At 50.5% G+C, this 19822-nt stretch carries 19 protein-coding genes; 5 read left to right on the top strand and 14 right to left on the bottom strand.

The window, feature by feature from the left end; translation table 11 throughout:
- Positions 1-92: 92 nt before the first annotated feature.
- Both ACTL32_RS06315 and ACTL32_RS06310 read right to left on the bottom strand, forming a co-directional pair.
- Positions 93-788 carry an MgtC/SapB family protein gene (locus tag ACTL32_RS06315; protein ID WP_441340670.1) on the bottom strand — a complete coding sequence of 232 codons (696 nt, stop codon included), beginning with the start codon at positions 786-788 and terminating at the stop codon, positions 93-95.
- Positions 789-901: 113 nt separating this feature from the next.
- Positions 902-1570 (bottom strand): peptide-methionine (S)-S-oxide reductase MsrA, encoded by a 669-nt coding sequence (locus tag ACTL32_RS06310; protein ID WP_441340669.1) that lies wholly within the window; start codon positions 1568-1570, stop codon positions 902-904.
- A 128-nt stretch (positions 1571-1698) separates the two neighbouring features.
- Between ACTL32_RS06310 and dacB the strand changes: the two genes are divergently transcribed.
- Both dacB and ACTL32_RS06300 read left to right on the top strand, forming a co-directional pair.
- On the top strand, positions 1699-3183 hold the full coding sequence (gene dacB / locus ACTL32_RS06305; RefSeq protein ID WP_441340668.1) for a D-alanyl-D-alanine carboxypeptidase/D-alanyl-D-alanine endopeptidase: 1485 nt from the start codon (positions 1699-1701) through the stop codon (positions 3181-3183).
- Between the two features lie 79 nt (positions 3184-3262).
- Complete coding sequence (locus ACTL32_RS06300; protein ID WP_441340667.1) at positions 3263-3844, top strand: protein-L-isoaspartate(D-aspartate) O-methyltransferase; 582 nt, start codon at positions 3263-3265, stop codon at positions 3842-3844.
- Positions 3845-3894: 50 nt separating this feature from the next.
- Here the strand turns inward: ACTL32_RS06300 and ACTL32_RS06295 are convergent, their stop codons facing one another.
- From ACTL32_RS06295 to ACTL32_RS06265, 7 genes are all read right to left on the bottom strand, one after another.
- Complete coding sequence (locus ACTL32_RS06295) at positions 3895-4431, bottom strand: DUF2243 domain-containing protein (RefSeq protein WP_441340666.1); 537 nt, start codon at positions 4429-4431, stop codon at positions 3895-3897.
- A 100-nt stretch (positions 4432-4531) separates the two neighbouring features.
- A complete protein-coding gene (locus tag ACTL32_RS06290; RefSeq protein ID WP_441340665.1) occupies positions 4532-5230 on the bottom strand; it encodes a Na-translocating system protein MpsC family protein in 699 nt (232 codons plus the stop codon).
- 93 nt (positions 5231-5323) lie between these two features.
- On the bottom strand, positions 5324-5716 hold the full coding sequence (locus ACTL32_RS06285) for a DUF1259 domain-containing protein (protein WP_441340664.1): 393 nt from the start codon (positions 5714-5716) through the stop codon (positions 5324-5326).
- Positions 5717-5730: 14 nt separating this feature from the next.
- A complete protein-coding gene (locus ACTL32_RS06280) occupies positions 5731-5925 on the bottom strand; it encodes a hypothetical protein (RefSeq protein WP_441340663.1) in 195 nt (64 codons plus the stop codon).
- Positions 5926-6170: 245 nt separating this feature from the next.
- Positions 6171-6392 (bottom strand): heavy-metal-associated domain-containing protein, encoded by a 222-nt coding sequence (locus ACTL32_RS06275; RefSeq protein WP_441340662.1) that lies wholly within the window; start codon positions 6390-6392, stop codon positions 6171-6173.
- A gap of 56 nt (positions 6393-6448) precedes the next feature.
- Positions 6449-8557, bottom strand: coding sequence for a DNA topoisomerase III (gene topB, locus ACTL32_RS06270; RefSeq protein ID WP_441340661.1), 2109 nt, complete (start codon positions 8555-8557; stop codon positions 6449-6451).
- A gap of 92 nt (positions 8558-8649) precedes the next feature.
- Positions 8650-9330 carry a TrkA C-terminal domain-containing protein gene (locus tag ACTL32_RS06265; protein ID WP_441340660.1) on the bottom strand — a complete coding sequence of 227 codons (681 nt, stop codon included), beginning with the start codon at positions 9328-9330 and terminating at the stop codon, positions 8650-8652.
- A gap of 169 nt (positions 9331-9499) precedes the next feature.
- Between ACTL32_RS06265 and ACTL32_RS06260 the strand changes: the two genes are divergently transcribed.
- On the top strand, positions 9500-10195 hold the full coding sequence (locus tag ACTL32_RS06260) for an oxidoreductase (protein WP_441340659.1): 696 nt from the start codon (positions 9500-9502) through the stop codon (positions 10193-10195).
- Positions 10196-10258: 63 nt separating this feature from the next.
- Here ACTL32_RS06260 and ACTL32_RS06255 read toward each other — a convergent pair whose 3' ends face one another.
- The 3 genes from ACTL32_RS06255 to ACTL32_RS06245 all read right to left on the bottom strand — a co-directional run bounded on the left by ACTL32_RS06255 (position 10259) and on the right by ACTL32_RS06245 (position 14432).
- On the bottom strand, positions 10259-12298 hold the full coding sequence (locus ACTL32_RS06255; protein ID WP_441340658.1) for a catalase: 2040 nt from the start codon (positions 12296-12298) through the stop codon (positions 10259-10261).
- A 318-nt stretch (positions 12299-12616) separates the two neighbouring features.
- Positions 12617-13645 carry a M14 family zinc carboxypeptidase gene (locus ACTL32_RS06250; protein WP_441340693.1) on the bottom strand — a complete coding sequence of 343 codons (1029 nt, stop codon included), beginning with the start codon at positions 13643-13645 and terminating at the stop codon, positions 12617-12619.
- Positions 13646-13979: 334 nt separating this feature from the next.
- Entirely contained in the window at positions 13980-14432 is a 453-nt protein-coding gene (locus tag ACTL32_RS06245) for an OsmC family protein (protein ID WP_441340657.1), read from the bottom strand.
- Between the two features lie 123 nt (positions 14433-14555).
- Between ACTL32_RS06245 and ACTL32_RS06240 the strand changes: the two genes are divergently transcribed.
- On the top strand, positions 14556-15119 hold the full coding sequence (locus tag ACTL32_RS06240) for a GNAT family N-acetyltransferase (RefSeq protein WP_441340656.1): 564 nt from the start codon (positions 14556-14558) through the stop codon (positions 15117-15119).
- Positions 15120-15160: 41 nt separating this feature from the next.
- On the opposite strand, the gene ACTL32_RS06235 is transcribed toward ACTL32_RS06240, so the two are convergent.
- Positions 15161-15955 (bottom strand): carbon-nitrogen family hydrolase, encoded by a 795-nt coding sequence (locus ACTL32_RS06235; RefSeq protein WP_441340655.1) that lies wholly within the window; start codon positions 15953-15955, stop codon positions 15161-15163.
- Between the two features lie 88 nt (positions 15956-16043).
- Between ACTL32_RS06235 and ACTL32_RS06230 the strand changes: the two genes are divergently transcribed.
- Positions 16044-17213: a pyridoxal phosphate-dependent aminotransferase gene (locus tag ACTL32_RS06230; RefSeq protein WP_441340654.1), complete on the top strand. Its 1170-nt coding sequence runs from the start codon at positions 16044-16046 to the stop codon at positions 17211-17213.
- A 38-nt stretch (positions 17214-17251) separates the two neighbouring features.
- On the opposite strand, the gene ACTL32_RS06225 is transcribed toward ACTL32_RS06230, so the two are convergent.
- On the bottom strand, positions 17252-19603 hold the full coding sequence (locus tag ACTL32_RS06225; RefSeq protein ID WP_441340653.1) for a fibronectin type III domain-containing protein: 2352 nt from the start codon (positions 19601-19603) through the stop codon (positions 17252-17254).
- Positions 19604-19822: the final 219 nt, after the last annotated feature.

The raw sequence follows: 19822 nt of genomic DNA, 5'->3' as shown, positions 1-19822 counted from the left end.
GCAGGAGCACAGGTTCTTAGTTAGTTCGGCGCGAGCCCGCGGAAAGCGTCCGCCGCAATGGACAGCAGCCCTTTTAGAACAGCTCCTTGAGCTTAAATTTTCAAGTTGTAGACCGCATCGTGCTGCTGCAGTTTTTTCAGCAATTCCAGTTCCTTGTCCAGTGCGCTTTCCTGAATAACAAAGGTGTATTCCGACAAACGGCGGCTGCTGTATGGTTCGACGCCTTCGATATGGAGATCCATGATTTCCACGCCAGCTTCACTGAACAGGCGCTGGAGTTCAGCTAATGTATTGTCCCGGTCTTCCGCGATAATGAGAATCGCTTTGCGGTTGTGGCTCGGCAAATACTTTTTTTCAATTTTCTCCAGTATATAAAGCGTAATCAAAACAATCGCTGTGGCCAAAATCGCTACAAAGTACATCCCGATTCCCGCGACAAGCCCGATTCCGGCAGCTACCCAGATAGAGGCGGCCGTTGTCAGGCCGCGGACCGAACCGCGGTGCACTAGGATCGTGCCGGCGCCGAGAAAGCCGATGCCGCTGATGACATAGGAAGGAATGCGGGCGGGATCGAACCTCACAACATCGCTGCTTTCTGACAGAAAAGCGTCAAATCCTGTTACCGATAAAATCATCATTAGACATGCCCCGGTGCCGACAAGAAGATGGGTCCGCAGCCCGGCCGGCTGCTGCTTTGATTCCCTTTCTATGCCGATAAGACCGCTCAAGGCTGCTGCAAGCAGCAGCCGGGCAACAATCAACACATAATCCTGCGGCAGAAAGTCCATGACAGGTTCCTCCTAATGGGTAAATTGAACAAAAACCATCCGGATTTCCGTTTCCGGCTGCAACGGCAAAAGCCGCTTTGTTATACGTTTACCCCATTCCCGGTTTCTCACGCTTACCACTTCAACTTCATCAATTGCGCAATGACCCATTGCCGGTCTTCTTCACCGACCGGCCAATTCCCGATTTCCTCTTTTAAGTTCTCACGGTTGCCATACCCTTTGACAAAGCCGTTCAATCTGGCGGCAAACGTCGAGTCTTCCAGACCCTGCCCTTTGAGGTAAAGGCTGTCTAACTGCTCAAGCGTTTTGGGATAGCGTTTCAAATAATATTTCTGGTGGCGCTCTTCCGCTGGAGCAAAGCCAGTAAAGGGACCAATCTCCGTTTCGATGACTTCACCGAGGACTTCCTCCATCTCTTCCTTCACCCTGGCAGCCGCACTTGCCTGTTCCGCTCCATGGACCCGCAGCAGCGAAATGTATTGGCGCCCCTTGTACTGGTCCCGGTTCGGGTAGTGGTTGCGCCAAAAATGGCGCAGCACCTCTTCATAAGGAAGAACTGCTGGATCGAAATCAATCTGCAGGGTTTCTGTATGATCGCCCATTTGACGGTACGTCGGATTGGGCAAGGTCCCACCCGCATAGCCGACACGTGTGCGCAACACCCCTGGCAAACTGCCGAACCGCGCTTCCGGTCCCCAAAAGCAGCCCATCCCGAACGTTGCCGTTTCCAGGCGGCGTCCTGTGAGCAGTTTTTTTTCGATATCCCCGATTGTTTTATCCATGTTTACCCGCCTCTCCAAAAGTGATATCTCAATAGTGTATTTTTTTCAAATTATATTTAAAATTTCCAGTATTTATTAATAAAAAGATGATAATATGGAAATATCTTATAAAAAACCAGGAGGTTTATATGAAAATCCAACAAAAAATGATAGCCGGTGTTGTCGCTTTCTCCGTTTTCTTCAGTGGTGCCCCTTTTTCATCCATCCCTGTTGAAGCCGCTTCTCCTTACCGCACCTTGCAAGGCTCTGCCGGTTCGATCATGGCCGACAGCCGCTTGGCCGGTTCTGTGCACAGCGTCAGCATCCAAAATGCCGCCAACGGCGCAAAAGTTTTTGGAAAAAATCCGGATCAGGCTGTCACGCCTGCTTCGACTTTGAAGATCCTGACCGCTGCCGCGGCATTGGAGACCCTCGGAAAGAATCACCGGTTCACGACAGAAGTGCTGACCAACGGGCAAGTTTCCAACGGCACGCTCTATGGCAATTTATACCTCAAGGGCAAGGGCGACCCCACGCTTTTGGAAAAAGATCTGGATGCATTTGCATCAGTCCTCGCTAAACGCGGCGTCAAGCGCATTTCCGGCCATCTGATTGGAGATGATACCTGGTTTGATGCAGACCGTCTGTCTCCGGGGATTTCAAAAGAAGACGAATCCTATTATTACGCCGCCCAGATCTCGGCTTTGACTCTGTCGCCGAATACCGATTATGATGCGGGTTCTGTCATCGTGCACGCCAAAGCTTCGGCGCTTGGAAAACCGGCCGCTGTCTCTTTGGCGCCTGCCACCGGCATATTCCAATTCATCAATAAATCCAAGACAACTGCCAAAGGGACGCGCAACACGTTGAAAATCGAGCGTCAATACGGAACGAAGAAAGTCTACATCACCGGCAATGCCCCGATCGGCAACGCAGGAACAAAAGAATGGATTGCTGTTTCCAACCCGACTGCCTATGCGCTTGATGTGTTCAAGCGGTCGCTGAAGGAAAAAGGCATCAGCTTTGTATCCACTTCCCGCACGGTTTCCGGAAAAGCGCCTTCAAGCGCCCGGGTATTATTGGCCAAACAGTCGATGACCCTGGAGCAATTGATGATTCCATTTTTAAAATTGAGCAATAACACGCATGCAGAAATATTAGCTAAAGAAATGGGTAAAGTAAAGTATGGGGAAGGCAGCTGGAAATTCGGCATTCGCGTCATGCGGGAATACGGCGCTTCTGTAGGATTGGACATGGCCAAATGGAAGTTTGAAGATGCATCCGGCATGTCCCATGCCAACAAGACGACCGCTGCCGAGCTGAATAAACTGCTGCTGCACGTCCGTTCAGAACCTTGGTACAGCAGCCTCCTAAAAGGCATGCCGGTGTCCGGCGCGAGCGAACGGATGGTTGGCGGCTCACTGCGAAAACGTCTGGCCGGTACTGGCGTCAAAGGAAATGTGCTGGCCAAAACCGGAAGCCTTGACCGGGTCAGTGCATTGTCTGGCTATGCCAAGACACGGGATGGGGAATGGCTGGTCTTCACCATGTTGACCCAGAACACCCGGACGAGCACCGTTCCGGTCATCGACCGCTTGGCGAGCTCCATCGCCCTTTCAAGAAAATCGCAGTAATGGAAACAAACGCATTCCGACGCTGAAGCTTTGGAGAACCGGAAGTTCCATATTCCACTAATGAAAGTGAGTGAGGCACATGGAAAACCGCAAAAAAGAAATCACTGCCTATTTCCGTGAATTGGACCGCCGCTTTTTTATGGACACCCACAAAGACTTGGCCGGCTTGGATGAAGCTGTTCCCATCGGCTTTGGCCAAACGATCTCCCAGCCGTCTCTGGTGCTGGAAATGACGCTTGCGCTCGATTTGCATCCTGATTCGAAAGTGCTTGAAATCGGCACCGGATCCGGTTTCCAGACCGCTTTATTGGCTAAGTTCGCAAAAGAAGTCTATTCGGTTGAACGCATCGAAGGATTGCATGCGCGCGCGAAAGAACGGTTGGCGGACGCCGGCTTTACCAATATTAATTTCAAGCTCGATGACGGCAGCTTTGGCTGGGAAGAGCACGCCCCTTATGACCGGATCATGGTCACGGCCGCAGCCGCAGCCGTTCCCGATGAGCTGGTTGCCCAACTGAAGGAGGGCGGGAAAATGCTGATTCCCGTCGGCACTCCTTCTTTGCAGGAATTGAAATTGATCGAAAAGGGCGAGGGCGGCAGCATCAGCACATCTGTCATCAATTTTGTGCGTTTTGTGCCGCTCAAAGGAAAATATGAATGACCCGGCTGCACCGTTTAAAAATTTCATACATCTAAACCAAAAGCTGAACTCTACTTCCGGTTATCCGGTTTGGAGTTCAGCTTTTCATCTTTCTTCTTGTTCCATATTTCCCTCCGCGTCTGCAGCAGCAGAACGGTCCCGGCAATGATCAATACTGCTGCAGATGCATTCCAGACAATGTCATAAGGCAGAAGGTCCACGTTATACCGGATTTGATGAAGCTTCAGCAGCTTGTGTTGGACGATGCCATCATACAGCTGGAAAATTCCTGCTCCGAACAAAACTGCTCCTGCCCACCTTTTCGGCCAAAGGGCGTTTCTTCTGCGCAAACTGGCGAAGAGAAATAGCGAGGCGACCGTCGCAAACCATCCGAACGCATGGAACAGGCCATCCGAAACCAAGGCGGCGCTTGTGGTCGAACGGTCATAGAAATGATGCCATTGGAGCAATTGGTGAAAAACCACTTCATCAACAAAAGCAGCCAATCCGATCCCGAACAAAAAACCGGACCAGAAATTGCGTTTTATGTAGACCAGCCGGTTCCGGAAATTCGAGTAGGCATTTGCACCTTGAGGGCTGGCGATCATGGACATCCTCCTTCTGCTGGTTCTTTCATCCCGCACTCAGCTTCCTTGTAGTTTGAAAGTACCCTGTTCCGCAACGCTCGAAACCGCGCTGTTCGGCTGGTCATTTCTCTTCGGGATCAAGTATGAGGATGATATAACCGTGGTCTTCCAGGATGTTCCAATCCATATAGACTTCCTGGACGCCGCGCCCAATGACCGGCCTCCAATTGATTTCCATCAGCATTCTGCGCTCCATCGGACGTTTGACCAGCTTCAGCTCATCATCAAAACCCGCCTCAATCAATTCCTTTTCAATATGTATGAATATTCCTGAACGTTTAACAAGGAGGGTCCGGTTGTTGAGCCAGAACGCTTCCACCTTCTCGGGAATTTTTTGCGCTTTTTCGCTGAATCTGCTGATGGTTTCACGGAACCCCGCGTTATCGATGGGTTTTGGCCATCCGCTTTCTGCGCCTTCCGTTCCATTTTCAAGGACTGCAAGGATCAATCCGGTCTGCTCTTCCAGATTCCAATCGGTATACATATCGCCTACAATGAATTCGCCGATGCCACTCAATTCCCCGGCAATCTGTTCTTTCAGATCTTTCATCAGCAAATCCCGGGTTTCAAGAATTCGCCTGATTTCTTTCTGCCTTAAGAGGAATTTCTCCGTCGGGGCCAGAAAACCCCGCAGCTGGATGGTGATATAAGGAGGATTTGCTGTCACGTAAACCGAGGAAGGGCCTTTTCCGAAATAATCACGCAGCAGCGTAGAAATATAGCTTCCCACTTCTTTTTCAATCATTCTTTCTTTCGGCATATGCCATCTGCTCCTTCTGCCAAAATAACTCTTTGTCCATATATTTGCGCACATAAAAAAACTCACCAGAGCGGTGTGTTTTTTTATGTGCTGCTAATTTTCGATTGCCTGGAATGCTTCCGCCAACCGCCCTGCGAAATGCTCCGGCGGCTCTACCGCTTCCAGGTAAAGGGCTACAATATTCGGATTGGCGACTTGCCACTGGCGGTAAACAGGCGGCAGCGGGATGCCGTACTGGATCAAGGCAATCAGGAATGTCTTGCATTCTTTCGGCAGCAGCAGGATTTCCGCTTTGTTGAATGCGTTACCGTCTTCCGACAGCCCTTCGAAATAGATATCCAGATCCAGTACACATTTAAAAACGGTACCCTGCATATCGATTTCAAGCGTCCGGCTTTTCTTAAGTTGGTACCTGCCGGACGTTTCTTCGATTTCAGCGCCCATAAGCAGGGCGATCCGTTCGGCTATCCTTTTTGCCTGCTCCATCCCGATCCAGCTCCTTAATTGATGACCGTCTGCGCTGACTGGCAATGCGGACAAACTTCATAAAGGTCCTGGTTTTCCAGTTGTCCGACATAATCTTCCGAGTCGGTGAATTCTCTTTTTTCTACAGGAGTTTCAAAAAAACCGCATCGGTCGCCTGCGAACTGCCTTTGATGGATCCGTCTGTATTTGTGATCGACGAAAAATTGCATGAAACCCTTCTCCCTCCGCAAAAAATCAAAAAAAGCCGAAAAGAATCAAGGAGATTCTTTTCGGCTTTGTCTACAGCTCTACTGTCTGAAACATGTCACCAAATTATTCGCTTTTAAAAGGCTCCAAACGGTTGGATGCCGGATGTTCTTCGTTTGTTTCATTCAGCTTGCTCTTCCAAATCGGAAACGCTATTGTTTTCCGGGTATATCCATCTTACCTTACTTCTATTCCCGCGTAAAGGGATTCACTGCCCGGAATCATCCACAATATGGAAACCGTCTTCCCGGATTTTCTTGAAAATCTCCTCTTTCGACAATCGCTTGGTGTCAAAAGTGATTTTGACTTCTCCATCTCCCGTATCCACCAATGCCCGTTCTACGCCTTCTATCGTTGACACGACAGCTTCCAGCTCCTGGATCGGCTTTTCGGAAATCGCTTCTTTGACAAATATCGTGATTGTTTCCATTGCAACTCATCCTTCCAAATAGAGGTTAGCCTTTATATACCCGGATAATGCAGGAATCAAAATTCCATTTTCAGCTTTCCGTCTTCCAGAACCAATTTTGCGTTGAATTTCTTGCCGTTTTTGGAGACGAACCCTTTGATGACCGGCGTCTTGCCTCTGGTGCATAAATATTCCACCTGCTTTGCTGTGAGGCGTTTTTTCAAGAACGTGGCCGGAAATGACTGCTTGCAGCCGTTTGCGTACTCTGTGCAATTGTAGAACCCTTTTTGAAAGACGATCATGCCTTTTTTGCAGCGCGGGCACAGGGCGATTTCGTCCTTTCCTTCCGGCGCCGCTAATTGTTCCGGCAGCCCGTTCTGCTTCATCTGGGCAGGCACTTCATCCAGCAGCTTCTGGATGAACTTGCCGATAGTCGAAAGAAAGACTTCGGGCGATCCTTCCCCTTTGCCGATTTTCTTAAGATATGTTTCCCATTTCGCGGTCATAGATGGGCTCGAGAGCAGATTCCCTTCGATCGACTGGCACAGGATCCGCCCTTTTTCAGTAATGGAAACAATGTTTTTGGTCACTTTTATATACTCATGGCGCTTGATCGTTTCTATGATGCCGCTTCGCGTCGCTTCCGTTCCAAGCCCTTCGATTTCTTTGAGGATCTCGGTTTCTTCGGCATCCTCAACCAGTTTCCCGCAGGTTTTCATCATGGCGATCAGCTGCCCTTCAGTGTACGGCTTCGGCGGCGTGGTCATGCCTTCCTTTATGCCGATATCGGCTTTCACCGGTTCCTGTTCCCGCAGCTCCGGGAGTGCCGGCTCCTGCTTCGCTTCTTTCGCCGGCGGAAACAGCTCTTTCCACCCCATATCCAGATCGGTTTTGCCGGTCGTGAAAAACGCCAGCCCCTGGACCTCGGTCGTCACTTTCGTTTCCGCATAGCGGTAGTCGCGGTGGAACATGGCAAGCGTCATTCGGAGGACTTCTTCATATAAATTGCGCTCATCGCGCGCCAAGCCTTCCAGCTTCCGTGCTGTCGGAATCGATTTCGTCGGAATGATCGCATAATGCTCCTGCACTTTGGCGCTGTCGACAAAGCGCTTTTTTGGAGTCCGGGAAGCAACCGGAAATTCGGCGCCGATCAGTTTCTGATAGGACTCCACTTGCCCTGCGAGGTAGCCGAACTCTGCAGGCGTTATGTGCTGGGCATCGGTCCGCGGATAGCTCACTAATTTCTTCTCATACAACCCTTGCATGACCGATAATACCTTCGCCGGGCTGTACTTCCATTTGCGGTTGGCAGCGGCCTGCAGCGTCGAAAGGGAATGGAGCAGCGGCGGCGGCATGCGTTTTTCCGCTGTCTTCAATCCGGCGACCACCCCGTCCGCCTTTCCGGAGATGCTGTGTTTCTGAAGCAATTGCTCCGCTTCCACTCGTTCCTTCGCTTTGATTTTCGCCTTCCCTTTATAGCGCCCTTTTTCTGCCTGGAACACGCCTTCAATTTCGTAGAAAGGCTCCGGCACGAACGCTTCGATTTCTTTTTCGCGCTGGTAGATCAAAAACACCGTCGGGGTCTGGACCCGTCCGATGGCAAACACTTCACGGATCCCTTTCTCCTGCAAAAGCAGCGAGTAAAGGCGCGAGCCGTTCATTCCGACGAGCCAGTCGCTGATCTGCCGCGCCCGTGCTTCCTGGTAAAGAAGCAGGTCTTGCTTATTGTCGCGCAGTTGCTGGAAGCCTTTCCTCACTTCGTCCACTTCGAGCGAGTTGATCCACAGCCGCTGGATTTTCTTGTTCTTGGCGCCGGTCTGGTAAAAGATGCTGTAGAAAATATTCGAACCTTCGCGGTCGACATCGCATGCGTTGATAACTGTATCAGTCCCATTGATGAGCTTTTTGATGATGCTGAATTGCTGCGCCTTGCCTCGTGCCACTTGAAATTGGTATTCTACCGGCAGGATCGGCAGCGCATCAAGCTTCCATTTGCCCCATTTCGGGTCATAGGCTTTCGGTTCTTTCAATTCAACCAAATGGCCGATGCCCCACGTAATGAATGCGCCTTCCGGAAAAATCGGATCCGGCGCCACTTCCATATAGCCGTCCCTTTTGGTTGTCTTGAAGGCTTCTGCATATGCTTTTGCCTGGCTCGGCTTCTCAGCCACGATTACTGGTTTCAATTCGATACGCCCTTTCATTTCTACCCTTTCTTTTATTGTACCCCGTCTCCGCAAAAAGCAAAGAGATTTGATAGCTGCAACGCTCCCCCTCTTCAGCGGGCATCTTCGGTCAGCATGTCCCCAAACTTTTCTTTGATCGTTTTTTCATCGCCGAAAACCATGACCCGGTCTCCGGCCAGCAGCTTCACTTGGAACAGGGATTTCCGGAGGATCACATTCCCCCGCTTGATGAAAAGCAAATGGAGATCATCATCTCGCATCAGCAGGTTTTCGGATGCTGCATTTTCATAGCCAGACCCTTCCGTAATTTCAAGCATCGCCACCATATCGTTGTCTTCAAGGCCCAGTGCCGTCTTTAAGGGCCAATCTTCCAAATCGTACTCCGTGTCCATTTCATGCTCGAATTTGTCGGTCAATAAAGCGGTGACTCTCCGGTTGCGCAAAACGACCAGAATGGCGAAAAACACCAGAATGATCATGCCCAGCAAATTGACGCGCAAATCATTGGACAAGAGGGCGGCAATTGATGAAATCATGACCGCAAGCGAGAAATATCCGAAAAGGATGACGCCCGCACTGATTTTCCTGCGGATCGGATGGTCGATGATCAGTGAAGACTCATCTGTCGTAAATCCGGTGGCCGTCAACATGGAAATGACTTGAAAACGCGCGATTTGCTTGTTGAGCCCGGTGTAAACGAATAGCACCACGGCAATTTCAATGACCAGCCACATAATTGCGGAATACAAAAGTATGAACAATGCTTCACCCATAAGCCATCACTTCCCTCTTCTGCCTTTGCATCTTTTATTCCCTTTCCTAAAAGTTTAGAATCCACTGGAAACAGAAATAGTCAGTAGTATAATCAAAATAGGTTCGATATGCACATCAGCCATGCGCTTGGAAGGCAAGCCGGCTGTTGGACAGAAAGGCGGAGGAATGATGGCAAATGAAAAAACAGCGTTGATCGCAGGAGCCAGCGGATTGGTCGGAAGCGAATTATTGCATATTCTGCTTGAAAGCCCCAACTATGCCCGAGTAAAGGCTGTAGTCCGGAAGCCGATGGACGTCCGGCATCCGAAACTGGAGCAGATCCTTGCCGATTTCGATCATTTGGAGCAGTGGCGCGAGCACCTTTCCGCCACCGACGTCTATTGCTGCCTCGGAACCACCATTAAAAAAGCAGGCTCGCAGGAGGCATTCAGGAAAGTCGATTACGAATACCCGGTGAAGCTTGCCTTGCTGGCAAAAGAGCAGGGCGCGGAACGTTTTCTTGTTGTCTCGGCGCTCGGAGCCGATGCGGGTTCCCGGATTTTCTACAGCCGCACCAAAGGGCAGATGGAAGAACAGCTGAAGAGATCGGGCTTGTCTGCGATCCATATTTTCCAGCCCTCCTTATTAATGGGCGAACGGCAGGAATTCCGGCTTGGCGAAAAGCTTGCGGCATTCTTAAGCCCCCTCTACAGCCCGCTGATGGTCGGCAAATTGCGGAAATACAAACCGGTCAGCGCCCGGCGCGTAGCAGCTGCGATGCACAATGCGGCACAAAGCGCCCCGGCCGGCGTTTTCACCTATCCCTCTGACAGGATCGTGGAAATCAGCCGCAGCCAGAACACACATAAAAATGGCATCGTTTGATCCGATGCCATTTTACTTTTCTAAAGAATCACAGTTTGAAATATCAACTATATAGAAAGCGGCTCAATTGATTTCCCGGTCCCAATGGCGATGCATTGAAACGGCTTTGATCAAACGTTCTGCGAAGTCCGGTTTATTCCCTTCTGTAATAATCCCTGGCTGGCCGAGCATGCCTGCTGCTTCCAGCCATTTCTCCCCTTCTTGCGCAGCCCCGATCGCTTTATAATGGTCGAAGGCTTCCCCCAGAAATTTAGCGGCATTTTTCGCAAACGGCTTCGAAACGTCCGGCCCTCCGACAGCGTAAAGCGCATCGTAGAGGACAGCGTCAGTTGTGGAGAAATTATGGGCGACTTTCAATTCTGTGCCATCCGCCCCTTTGACAGTTCCCTGCTTTTCACCGACAGTCTCGTATTTCATATTCCGGGCTTCCAATTCTTCAAGGACTTTCATCACTTCTTTGCCATTGAATCCATTATCGATCAGCACTCCGATTTTCCGGGAGTTCGGCAGTTTCGCAGTGTTTTCCTGACTGAGAGCCGGTGATGAATTGGCATTATCCGAACCCCCTTCTGCAGGCGGAGACACTCCGATGTTCCCGGCTACCTGCCGGGCAAGCTCCAAGTCAATATTCTTGAGTACGTCTATATTCATTTCCCGGATCGGCATGTCGCATTTTCCAAGTTCAAAACTATAGGCTTCAATGATGTGCTTCTTCTCTGGAGCACTCATTGAATTCCAGAAAAGTTTTGCTTGAGAGAAATGGTCGCTGAAACTTTCGCTCCGGGCACGTACTTTCCGGCCTTCCACTTTTTCCTGATAATGTTCGAACCCGCCTTCTTCCGGACTCACAGGTGCAGGGGTGTTGTTCGCTATGGAATTTTGATGGTAGCTTACCGGGCCCCTATTGATGGTCTGGCGGTTATAGCCGTCCCGCTGATTGTTGTGGAACGGGCATACAGGGCGGTTGATCGGAATTTCATGAAAGTTCGGCCCGCCCAGGCGGATCAATTGCGTATCGGTATAAGAGAAAAGGCGGCCCTGTAAAAGCGGATCGTTTGTAAAGTCAATCCCTGGTACAATATGGCCGGGGTGGAATGCCACTTGTTCAGTTTCCGCAAAAACATTATCAACATTCCGGTTTAAAGTCATCTTGCCGATCATCGTCACAGGAACGTCCTCTTCCGGCCAAAGTTTTGTAGGATCCAGCACATCAAAATCGAATTTGAACTCATCCTCTTCTGGCAACAGCTGGACACCGAACTCAAATTCAGGGAAATCTCCCGCCTCGATTGATTCCCATAAATCACGCCGGTTGAAATCGGGGTCTTTGCCGGCAATTTTCTGTGCCTCGTCCCATACCAGTGAATGGACTCCCAACTTCGGTTTCCAATGGAATTTCACAAAATGTGATTTGCCCTCATCATTAATAAAGCGGAAAGTATGAACACCGAAGCCTTCCATCATCTGGAAACTGCGCGGAATTGCCCGATCTGCCATATTCCAGATCACATGATGGGCGGATTCCGTATTGTTGGCAACGAAATCCCAGAATGTATTATGTGCGGCAGCTGCCTGCGGCATTTCAGTATGCGGTTCCGGTTTGATCGCATGCACCAGATCCGGGAACTTAATTGCATCCTGGATGAAAAATACCGGCATATTATTCCCGACCAAATCGTAATTCCCTTCTTCGGTATAGAATTTTGTCGCAAAACCACGGGTGTCGCGGACAGTTTCTGCAGAACCACGGAATCCTACAACCGTCGAGAAGCGGACGAAAACCGGTGTTTTCTTCCCTTTTTTAAGGAATCCGGCTTTTGTATAGGGCTCCGCTGTCCCATATGCTTCGAATTCGCCATGCGCCGCAAAACCGCGCGCGTGGACGACGCGTTCCGGAATCCGCTCATGGTCGAAATGCGTCATCTTTTCACGAAAATGGAAATCCTCTATCAAAGTCGGTCCGCGCACGCCCGCTGTTAATGAATGCTCATCTTCCGATAATTTCAATCCTTGGTTAGTGGTTATCGCCTGATCGCGGTCATCCGTACGAAATTGGTCCAATTGCCTGCTTTTGCTCGTTTCGTCTCCATTCGATTTCTTCATGCCTCTACTCCTTGTCTTTAAATTATTTGTTATTTTCTTGATTCCCTTATTAATTTACTGAAAACGCGAAATAATCAATCAACAGGAAAACCCTAAGATATTTTATGTCTGAAGACAAAACTGTGGAAGAAGCCGGATGGTTCTGACGCCACTCAGCCGGCAGGCATCGGTAACCGTGAGGCTGCTGTTTTTTTGAAGGAAAGGAATTTTTCTTTTATCGCATTTGATAGAACCGCAACAAAAAACGCCCGCAGACCTGCGGGCGTTCATGGTTTGAATGCAAAAGCAGCTAGTTCTACCTGTTTTTCTGCTATGATCCTATTCGTCTGACGGACGTGTTGTCTGGGTGGCCAATGTATCCCAGAAAGAGATATCAGCCTGTTCGATCGAGCCGTCCGCGATGGCGCGCACTGAAGCATCAAGTGCCGTAATCGTCTGCTTGATCAAATAGCCGTTGCTCTTCTGCCCGAGTACATATGGCTCGTATTCATGGTCGGACATCCCGCGCATTTCAAAAAGCAAAGTCGAAATGCCGTATTCTACGGCGATTCCGTTGCGGCTGATCGTTTCCGCATTTCCGCCGTTGTATTTGCCGATATGGCCCCAGCCTGTCGAATCGACTGCATCAAAAACTACGGCGCCAAGCTGCTTGGATTTCAATAAAACATCCGGATCGACATTCGGTGTCGTCGGGTAAAGGATGGATCCCGATACCAGCTCGCCGTCCCGTTCGCTCATGGTGCCTTGGTGATGCAGATCGATCATGTAGTCGATATTGTACTTCGCCATCACATTCGTATGGAGCGCCTGTGTTTCAGGCTGGATCTTGTTGACATGGTCGCGGTTCAAGTCCACTTCACGGGCGTTATAGCGCGTCAGGTTCCGGTCCCCGCTGGCCACATAATCCTCCAGCGAAAAGTCCACATCACCCATGGCTCCATCTGCATTCAGCATCGGCACGATCAGGATATTGACGTTGTCCGCCACACCTTTCATCTTGCCGGATCCCATGTGCTTGATGAACTCGAGCGCCCCTTCTGTTGTCAGCTGCTCATTGCCGTGCTGCTGCGTCAGGAAGAGGATTGTCGGGTTTTCCGGATTGGACATGTATTTCACCAAATACAGGTCGCGCCCCTTCACACTTTGGCCGATCACTTCCAGTTCCATATTGCTTTGCTTGGCTTCCTGCGTTTTCAGGAAATCTGCCATTTCGTCGTACGTATGCAAAATGGACGTATTGATCGTTTCATTGCCGCCATAGCCCGGCCCGTTTCCGACAGCTTCCGCGATCGGTGCTGTAAACGGCGATGCGCTGAGCACCAAAGCTCCAGCCAGTGAAAAAGCCATCAATTTCTTTTTTGTCCCATTTTGTTTTCCATTTCCCCGTTTTGCATATTCCATTTTCATTCATCCAACACTCCTTTTGGTTTTGTGTAATCTCTTTACTCTTTAATGATGTTGTTTTTCTCGACAAAGCCCTCCTTTAATAATTTCGTGTTCCAAAGGATATTCAGTTTTGTATTCGTTAAATCCTTCCATAAAAGTAAAAACAGTATTTAAGTTTCATAATATTCAGTATCCTTATGCTAATGGACCTAATATAAAAAGCCTTTATTTCTGGTGTTACCCATTAAAATAGAAAAAAGCCCTGCTTCAGTTTAATGAAGCAGGACTTTCAGATTCAGTTACCCAGCAGCATGATTTCTGCCTGCAATTCAATTTCGACATTTCCTTTAATAGCACGGCTGATCATACACGAGGACTCCGCTTTTTCAGCAAGCTTATGCGCAAGCGAGATATCTTTTTCTGATGCATCTGCTTTTAGGACCACAAGCGGCCGGTGGATGATTTTTTTATAAGTGATGACGCCTTTGACGACTTCGACAATGCCTTCAGACTCCATCGTCAACGATTCCTTCTCCAATTTGCTGCGCTCCATCATCGCGGCAAGCGTAATGATGTAGCAGGTCGCGGCCGCACCGAGCAGCATTTCGTCCGGATTCGTTCCGATTCCCGGGCCGTCCATCTCAGGCGGGATGGAAATTCGGGTCTTCAAATTGCCTGCTTCTATATCGCCGACGTCATTGCGGAGGCCTGGCCAATCCGCCTTTAAGTGAAAACTATGCAAAGCCATGCAGCTATTCTCCTTTAATGGTAACGTATTAGTTGTAAATCCAAATGGAATTTCCGCTTTCCGGTTCTTCCTCCATTATTTCAGGGAGTTCCGTATTTACGCAAGCAAAAGGAGTGGATGAAGATGAATCTTACGATCCGGCAGGCAGTGCCGAGCGACGCCGAGGCAGCTGCACCGCTCATCGTCAATGCCATCGGCAGCATCGCGAACCATATGACCGCCGAAGATGATTCCCGTGCCGTCCTCGGGAAAGTGGAAGCGATGGTCCGCGGCCAAAGAACCCGGCACAGCCATCGCTTCACTTTTGTGGCAGAAGCGGATGATTCTGTGGCGGGCCTTTTGGTGCTTTACCACGGCAGCGAAGCCGAAGCGCTCGACCGCTATCTTTACGATGAATTGAAGAAACAAGGGCACGACCGGACCATCGAACCGGAAGCCCATCTCGACGAGTGGTATATCGACACGGTTTCTGTGGATCCCGGATTCCAGGGAAAAGGGATCGGTTCCGCATTGTTCCGCCATGCAGAAGAGCTGGTCTCCAAAAACGGAGGCGGCAAGCTGGCGCTGAATGTGGATACCGCGAAAGAAGGGGCCATCCGGCTCTATCGCCGGCTCGGCTACACAATTGCCGGACCCTGGACAATCATCGGAGAGCCGTTCCATCACATGGTGAAAACCGTCCAATAGAAAACCGCCCTGATTTTCGGATCAGGGCGGTTTTTTTGGATCTAATCGATTTTCTTGAAGCTGTCGTACAGCGGGTCGCGCCGGTCAGCAAAAACCGGAATGCGCTTCCGCACTTCCTCCACCTCGGACAAGTCGATATCTGCATAGCCGATGCCTTCCTGTTTTTGCATGTCGAGGCGGATTTCCCCCCAAGGGGCAATGACCATGGAACTGCCCCCGAATTCGTTTTTCGGGTCGCTTCCGACCCGGTTCACTGCGACGATAAAGCACTGGTTCTCGATGGCGCGCGCCTGGAGCAGAATGCGCCAATGGTCGATCCGTGCTTCCGGCCATTCAGCCGGCACGAATACGACTTTTGCACCGTTGAGCGCTTGGGCGCGGATCCACTCGGGAAAGCGGATATCGTAGCAGATGACGCCGCCGCATACCGTGCCGTCCAATTCGAATGTCCCCAGCCCGCTTCCTTCCTCCAGATGGATATGTTCATCCATCAGCCCGAATCGGTGGGCTTTGTCGTATTCCGAGACAAGTTCCCCGGAATTATTGACGACATACATCGTGTTGTAGAACCCGCCCTGTTTTTTAGTCGAGACCGAACCGCCGACAATATTCACATTATGCTCTTTTGCAAACCCCACCAAAAAGTCCAAAGTCCGGTTCGTGCTATCGGCAAGTGCCTCCAGTTCCGTCAAGGCATACCCCGTGTTCCACATCTCGGGCAGCACAATCGTCTCTGCCCCGTTCCGCACGGCTTCCTCCATGTATTTGGCAGCCTGCTGAAAGTTCACATCCGGCTGTCCAAACGCGATATCCATCTGTACGCATGCAATTTTCATATGATTCTCCCTCCAGTAGACAAGTTACTCTAAACTCTATAAGATTTGGAGTAGATGTGCAATTATTAAGAAAATGAGGGACTTATACATGGAATTTTCAAATCGCCTGCAGCAATTGCCGCCGCAGTTCTTCTCAAAGCTCGCCGCCAGGACTTTCCAGGCCATATCCGAAGGCCGCGACGTCATCAATTTGGGCCAGGGGAATCCGGACCAGCCGACGCCTCCCCACATCGTCAAGGCGATGCAGGAAGCGGTAGCGGACCCGAAAAACCATAAATATTCGCCGTTCCGTGGCATTCCGGAACTCCACCGCGCGGCTGCGGAATTTTACAAGCGCGAATACGATGTCGAAATCGACCCTTTTACGGAAGTCGCGGTGCTTGCAGGCACCAAAATCGGACTTGTCGAATTGCCGCTCGCTTTTTTGAATCCGGGAGAGCTTATGCTGCTGCCGGATCCCGGCTACCCGGATTACCTGTCCGGCGCACCGCTTGCCGAAGCGCAATTCGAAACCATGCCGTTGAAAGAAGAAGACGGGTTTTTGCCGGTTTACGGGGAATTGCCCCTTTCTGCAGTTGACCGCGCTAAACTGATGTACTTGAACTACCCGAACAATCCGACCGGCGCAGTTGCAACGCCGGAGTTTTTCGACGAAACAGCGGCATTTGCCAAAAAGCATGGCATTGCGGTTGTGCATGATTTCGCTTACGGAGCTGTCGGCTTTGACGGTGCAAAACCGCCAAGCTTCCTCCAATCGCCAGGAGCGAAAGAAGTCGGAATCGAGATGTACACCCTTTCGAAAACCTACAATATGGCCGGCTGGCGAATCGGTTTTGCTGTCGGAAACGCCAAGATGATCGAAGCATTGAATATCATCCAGGACCATTTGTTTGCCGGCCTTTCCCCTGCGCTTCAATTGGCAGCGGCCGAAGCGCTGAGAAGCAGCCAGGAATGCGTCACTGATTTGGTGGAAACTTATGAAAAGCGCCGTGAAGTTCTGGCAAGGGAATGTGCCCGCATCGGCTGGGACATCACCGCGCCCAAAGGTTCTTTCTTTGCCTGGCTTCCTGTACCTCAAGGCTTTACCAGCGTTGAATTCGCAGACCTTCTGCTCGAAAAAGCGGATATTTCGGTTGCGGCCGGAAGCGGATTTGGCGAAAGCGGCGAAGGCTTTATCCGCGTCGGCCTTTTGGTGGACGAAGAACGGATTGCCGAAGCCATCCGGCGCATCGAGAAATTGAATCTGTTCCGAAAATGAACAATGTAAAAAGGAGAGCCGCCGGGCTCTCCTTTTTTTCATTCACCGGAACCGGTTTTCAGGTTTGTGATGAATTTCATTTCCCAAAAGACATCGGAGCTTTGCGGACTGTCCTGGTGCACTTGCACGGCCAGGACATTTTCGCCTTCAACCAGAAGGCCGAGCGCTTCTTCATCAAGCCGGATGCGCTGGTCTTTGTTTTCTTCTGGAATTTCCTCTCCAGCAAAATCGAGCAAGTAGGAATCGGACGGGATCTCCCCTTCCGGCAGGTTGTACCGGCCGATTTCCTCGCCGTTCAAGTAGACGACCGCTGCGTCATCCGCCGCAAAGTCGATCAGTCCGAGATTGCCGATTTCATCTGGGTTGTCTACGTTGAAGGAAGTCCGGAAGTAGGAAACCGGATGTTTATCGGATTCATCATCCCCGTAGCCGATTTCCGTCTGGATAGCTCCGTAATCTGAATGCTCTTCCTCTTCCGGATAGCCGAGAGGTGCGTTGCCGGCCTCCCAATCGCTGTCGTCAAAGTCCGGCTGCCTCCACTCTTCATCCTGCTCCGAGCCATCATCGAGGTAAGCCCACTCGGCGCCCGATTCCAGAAGGGTGGTTTCCGCATGTTCAACGAGCGAAATCGTTGTCCGGTCGGTCGTGATGGATTTCCCGTCCGCCTCGACTTCCGCCCAGACTTCGACATCTCCCGGCGAAGCGTTTTCTGCCGCAGTAACTAACCCTGTCGGCGCGATTTGAATCTGCCCTTCGGGTTCAGTCCTGAAAGTGACGTCATCCTGGAACAAATCGAACGGTCCGCCTTCTACGTTGGTGCCTTCCACATCAAGCTTCACTTCCAGATAAAACTCGGTCGGCTCGGTTGCGAGTATATCGCTGCTTAAAGTGAGTTCAGCACTTTCAAGCTCCGGGAAGACCACTTGGATCGACTCATCCTTGATAATTTTATAGGTGTCCACCACTGCCATCGTATCCGTCCGGTACGTCGTGAATTCCAGGCTTGCCGGCGTGACTTCGACATTCATGAATGTCGGCAGCTCGAGCTGTTCACGGACTGCTGCATAAGGTTCAGGCGTTTCATACATCTGGTAGAATTTGCTTCCGCTGGATGAATTCCCGGTCAAGTAAACAGTGCCTTCGGGATTGATTGCCGCCCCGTCTTCCACTTTCAAATTCTGAATTGGTTCGAATTCCCGCATTTGATGGGTCCGGACATAAGAATGGTCATGCCCCATCAGGACAGCATCAATATCAAGCCGGTCAATTACCGGCACCAATGCTTCGCGCAAGCCCACTACATGATCGCTCCTCGAATGTACGGCTGCGCTGTAGATGGAATGGTGCAGAACAACGAATTTCCATTTGAAATCCTGGCTGTCAGTGGCTGCCGCTGTTTCTTCCATAAAGCGGATATGCTGCTCGGCTTCCGTCTGATTCGAATTCAGGTTGATGAACAGCGCATCGCCATATGTGAAATAATAATTCCCGCCCGACCGGTCGTAATTTCCGAGTTCCGGATTTTGGTTCGGCACGTTGAAATGGTATTCATAATGGATCGTGTTGTCGTGGTTTCCGACTGTCGTAGCGGTCGGAATTTTCCGCAGGACTTCCGGCGCGAAATAGGCATCGTATTCTTCTTCGAGGTAGCGGGTCTCGACCTGGTCGCCCGCTGATTGTATAAAACTTGTATGAGGGAATTTCTCCAACGCTTTTTCCAGCGTGTCATTCCATCCGGCGATGTCCGCATTCAAATTGCCTGAAGCGCCGATCTGCGGGTCGCCCATGAGGAGGAAATTATAAGAATCCTGCGGCCGGGTATGGAACCGGTAAGTATCGGTCCATTTTCCGGAACCGTCACCGAACCGGTAAATATATTCAGCCGACGGCTCCAGCCCTGTAATTACCGCTTCATTTGCCGAATAGCCATCAGATGCTTCAGCCAGTCTGGCGATGGCCTTTTTCGCCTGGACAGGCTCAGCTTCTTTGGAGAACTGGTTGGTCACTTTGGCGTATTCGATGACGCCAGGGGTGCCGGTTGCTGGAGAGTACCAGGAAAAGTTCATCTCACTTTCATTGCTGCCAGGCGCGAATGCGAGGGCACTTGCCAAATAGCGCGACGGCTTGGGGAAGACGGAAGGCCCTTTGCGGTCGAGGAGCAAATAAAACCGATCGAACTCTTCCTGGTAACTGCCTGAGAAACCCAGCAGTTTGCGCCCTAGACGGACATCAGACTGGGCATATGCAGGTGCTTCCGCCATGGAAAGTGAAGTCGCAGTCGTCCCCGCTGCTGCATAGGAAGGCTGGGCAAGAGAAAAGACGAGACTCAAAAACAGCGCCGGTTTTATCCAAGATTTAAATGTGCTGAATTTCATCGGTGCTTTGACCATTTATCTTCACTCCATTCCAAGAGATTCCATCAAGGTGCAATGTGCAGAAAGGGCAAATTCGATGCAGATCAATAAAGGGAAAAAAAGGATATTAATCGAGTGTGAGTGAAGATTTGCAGAGAAGCATTAAAAGTGAAACTTTGCCTATACCATCGGCAAAAAAAGTGGATATTTGAATTCAGCTATAATCCAATTAATGTAAGAAAGGTTATGACAGCC

The sequence above is a fragment of the Planococcus sp. FY231025 genome (assembly GCF_052078085.1).
Taxonomy (GTDB): domain Bacteria; phylum Bacillota; class Bacilli; order Bacillales_A; family Planococcaceae; genus Planococcus.
This window is presented reverse-complemented; position numbering and strand designations above follow the sequence as displayed.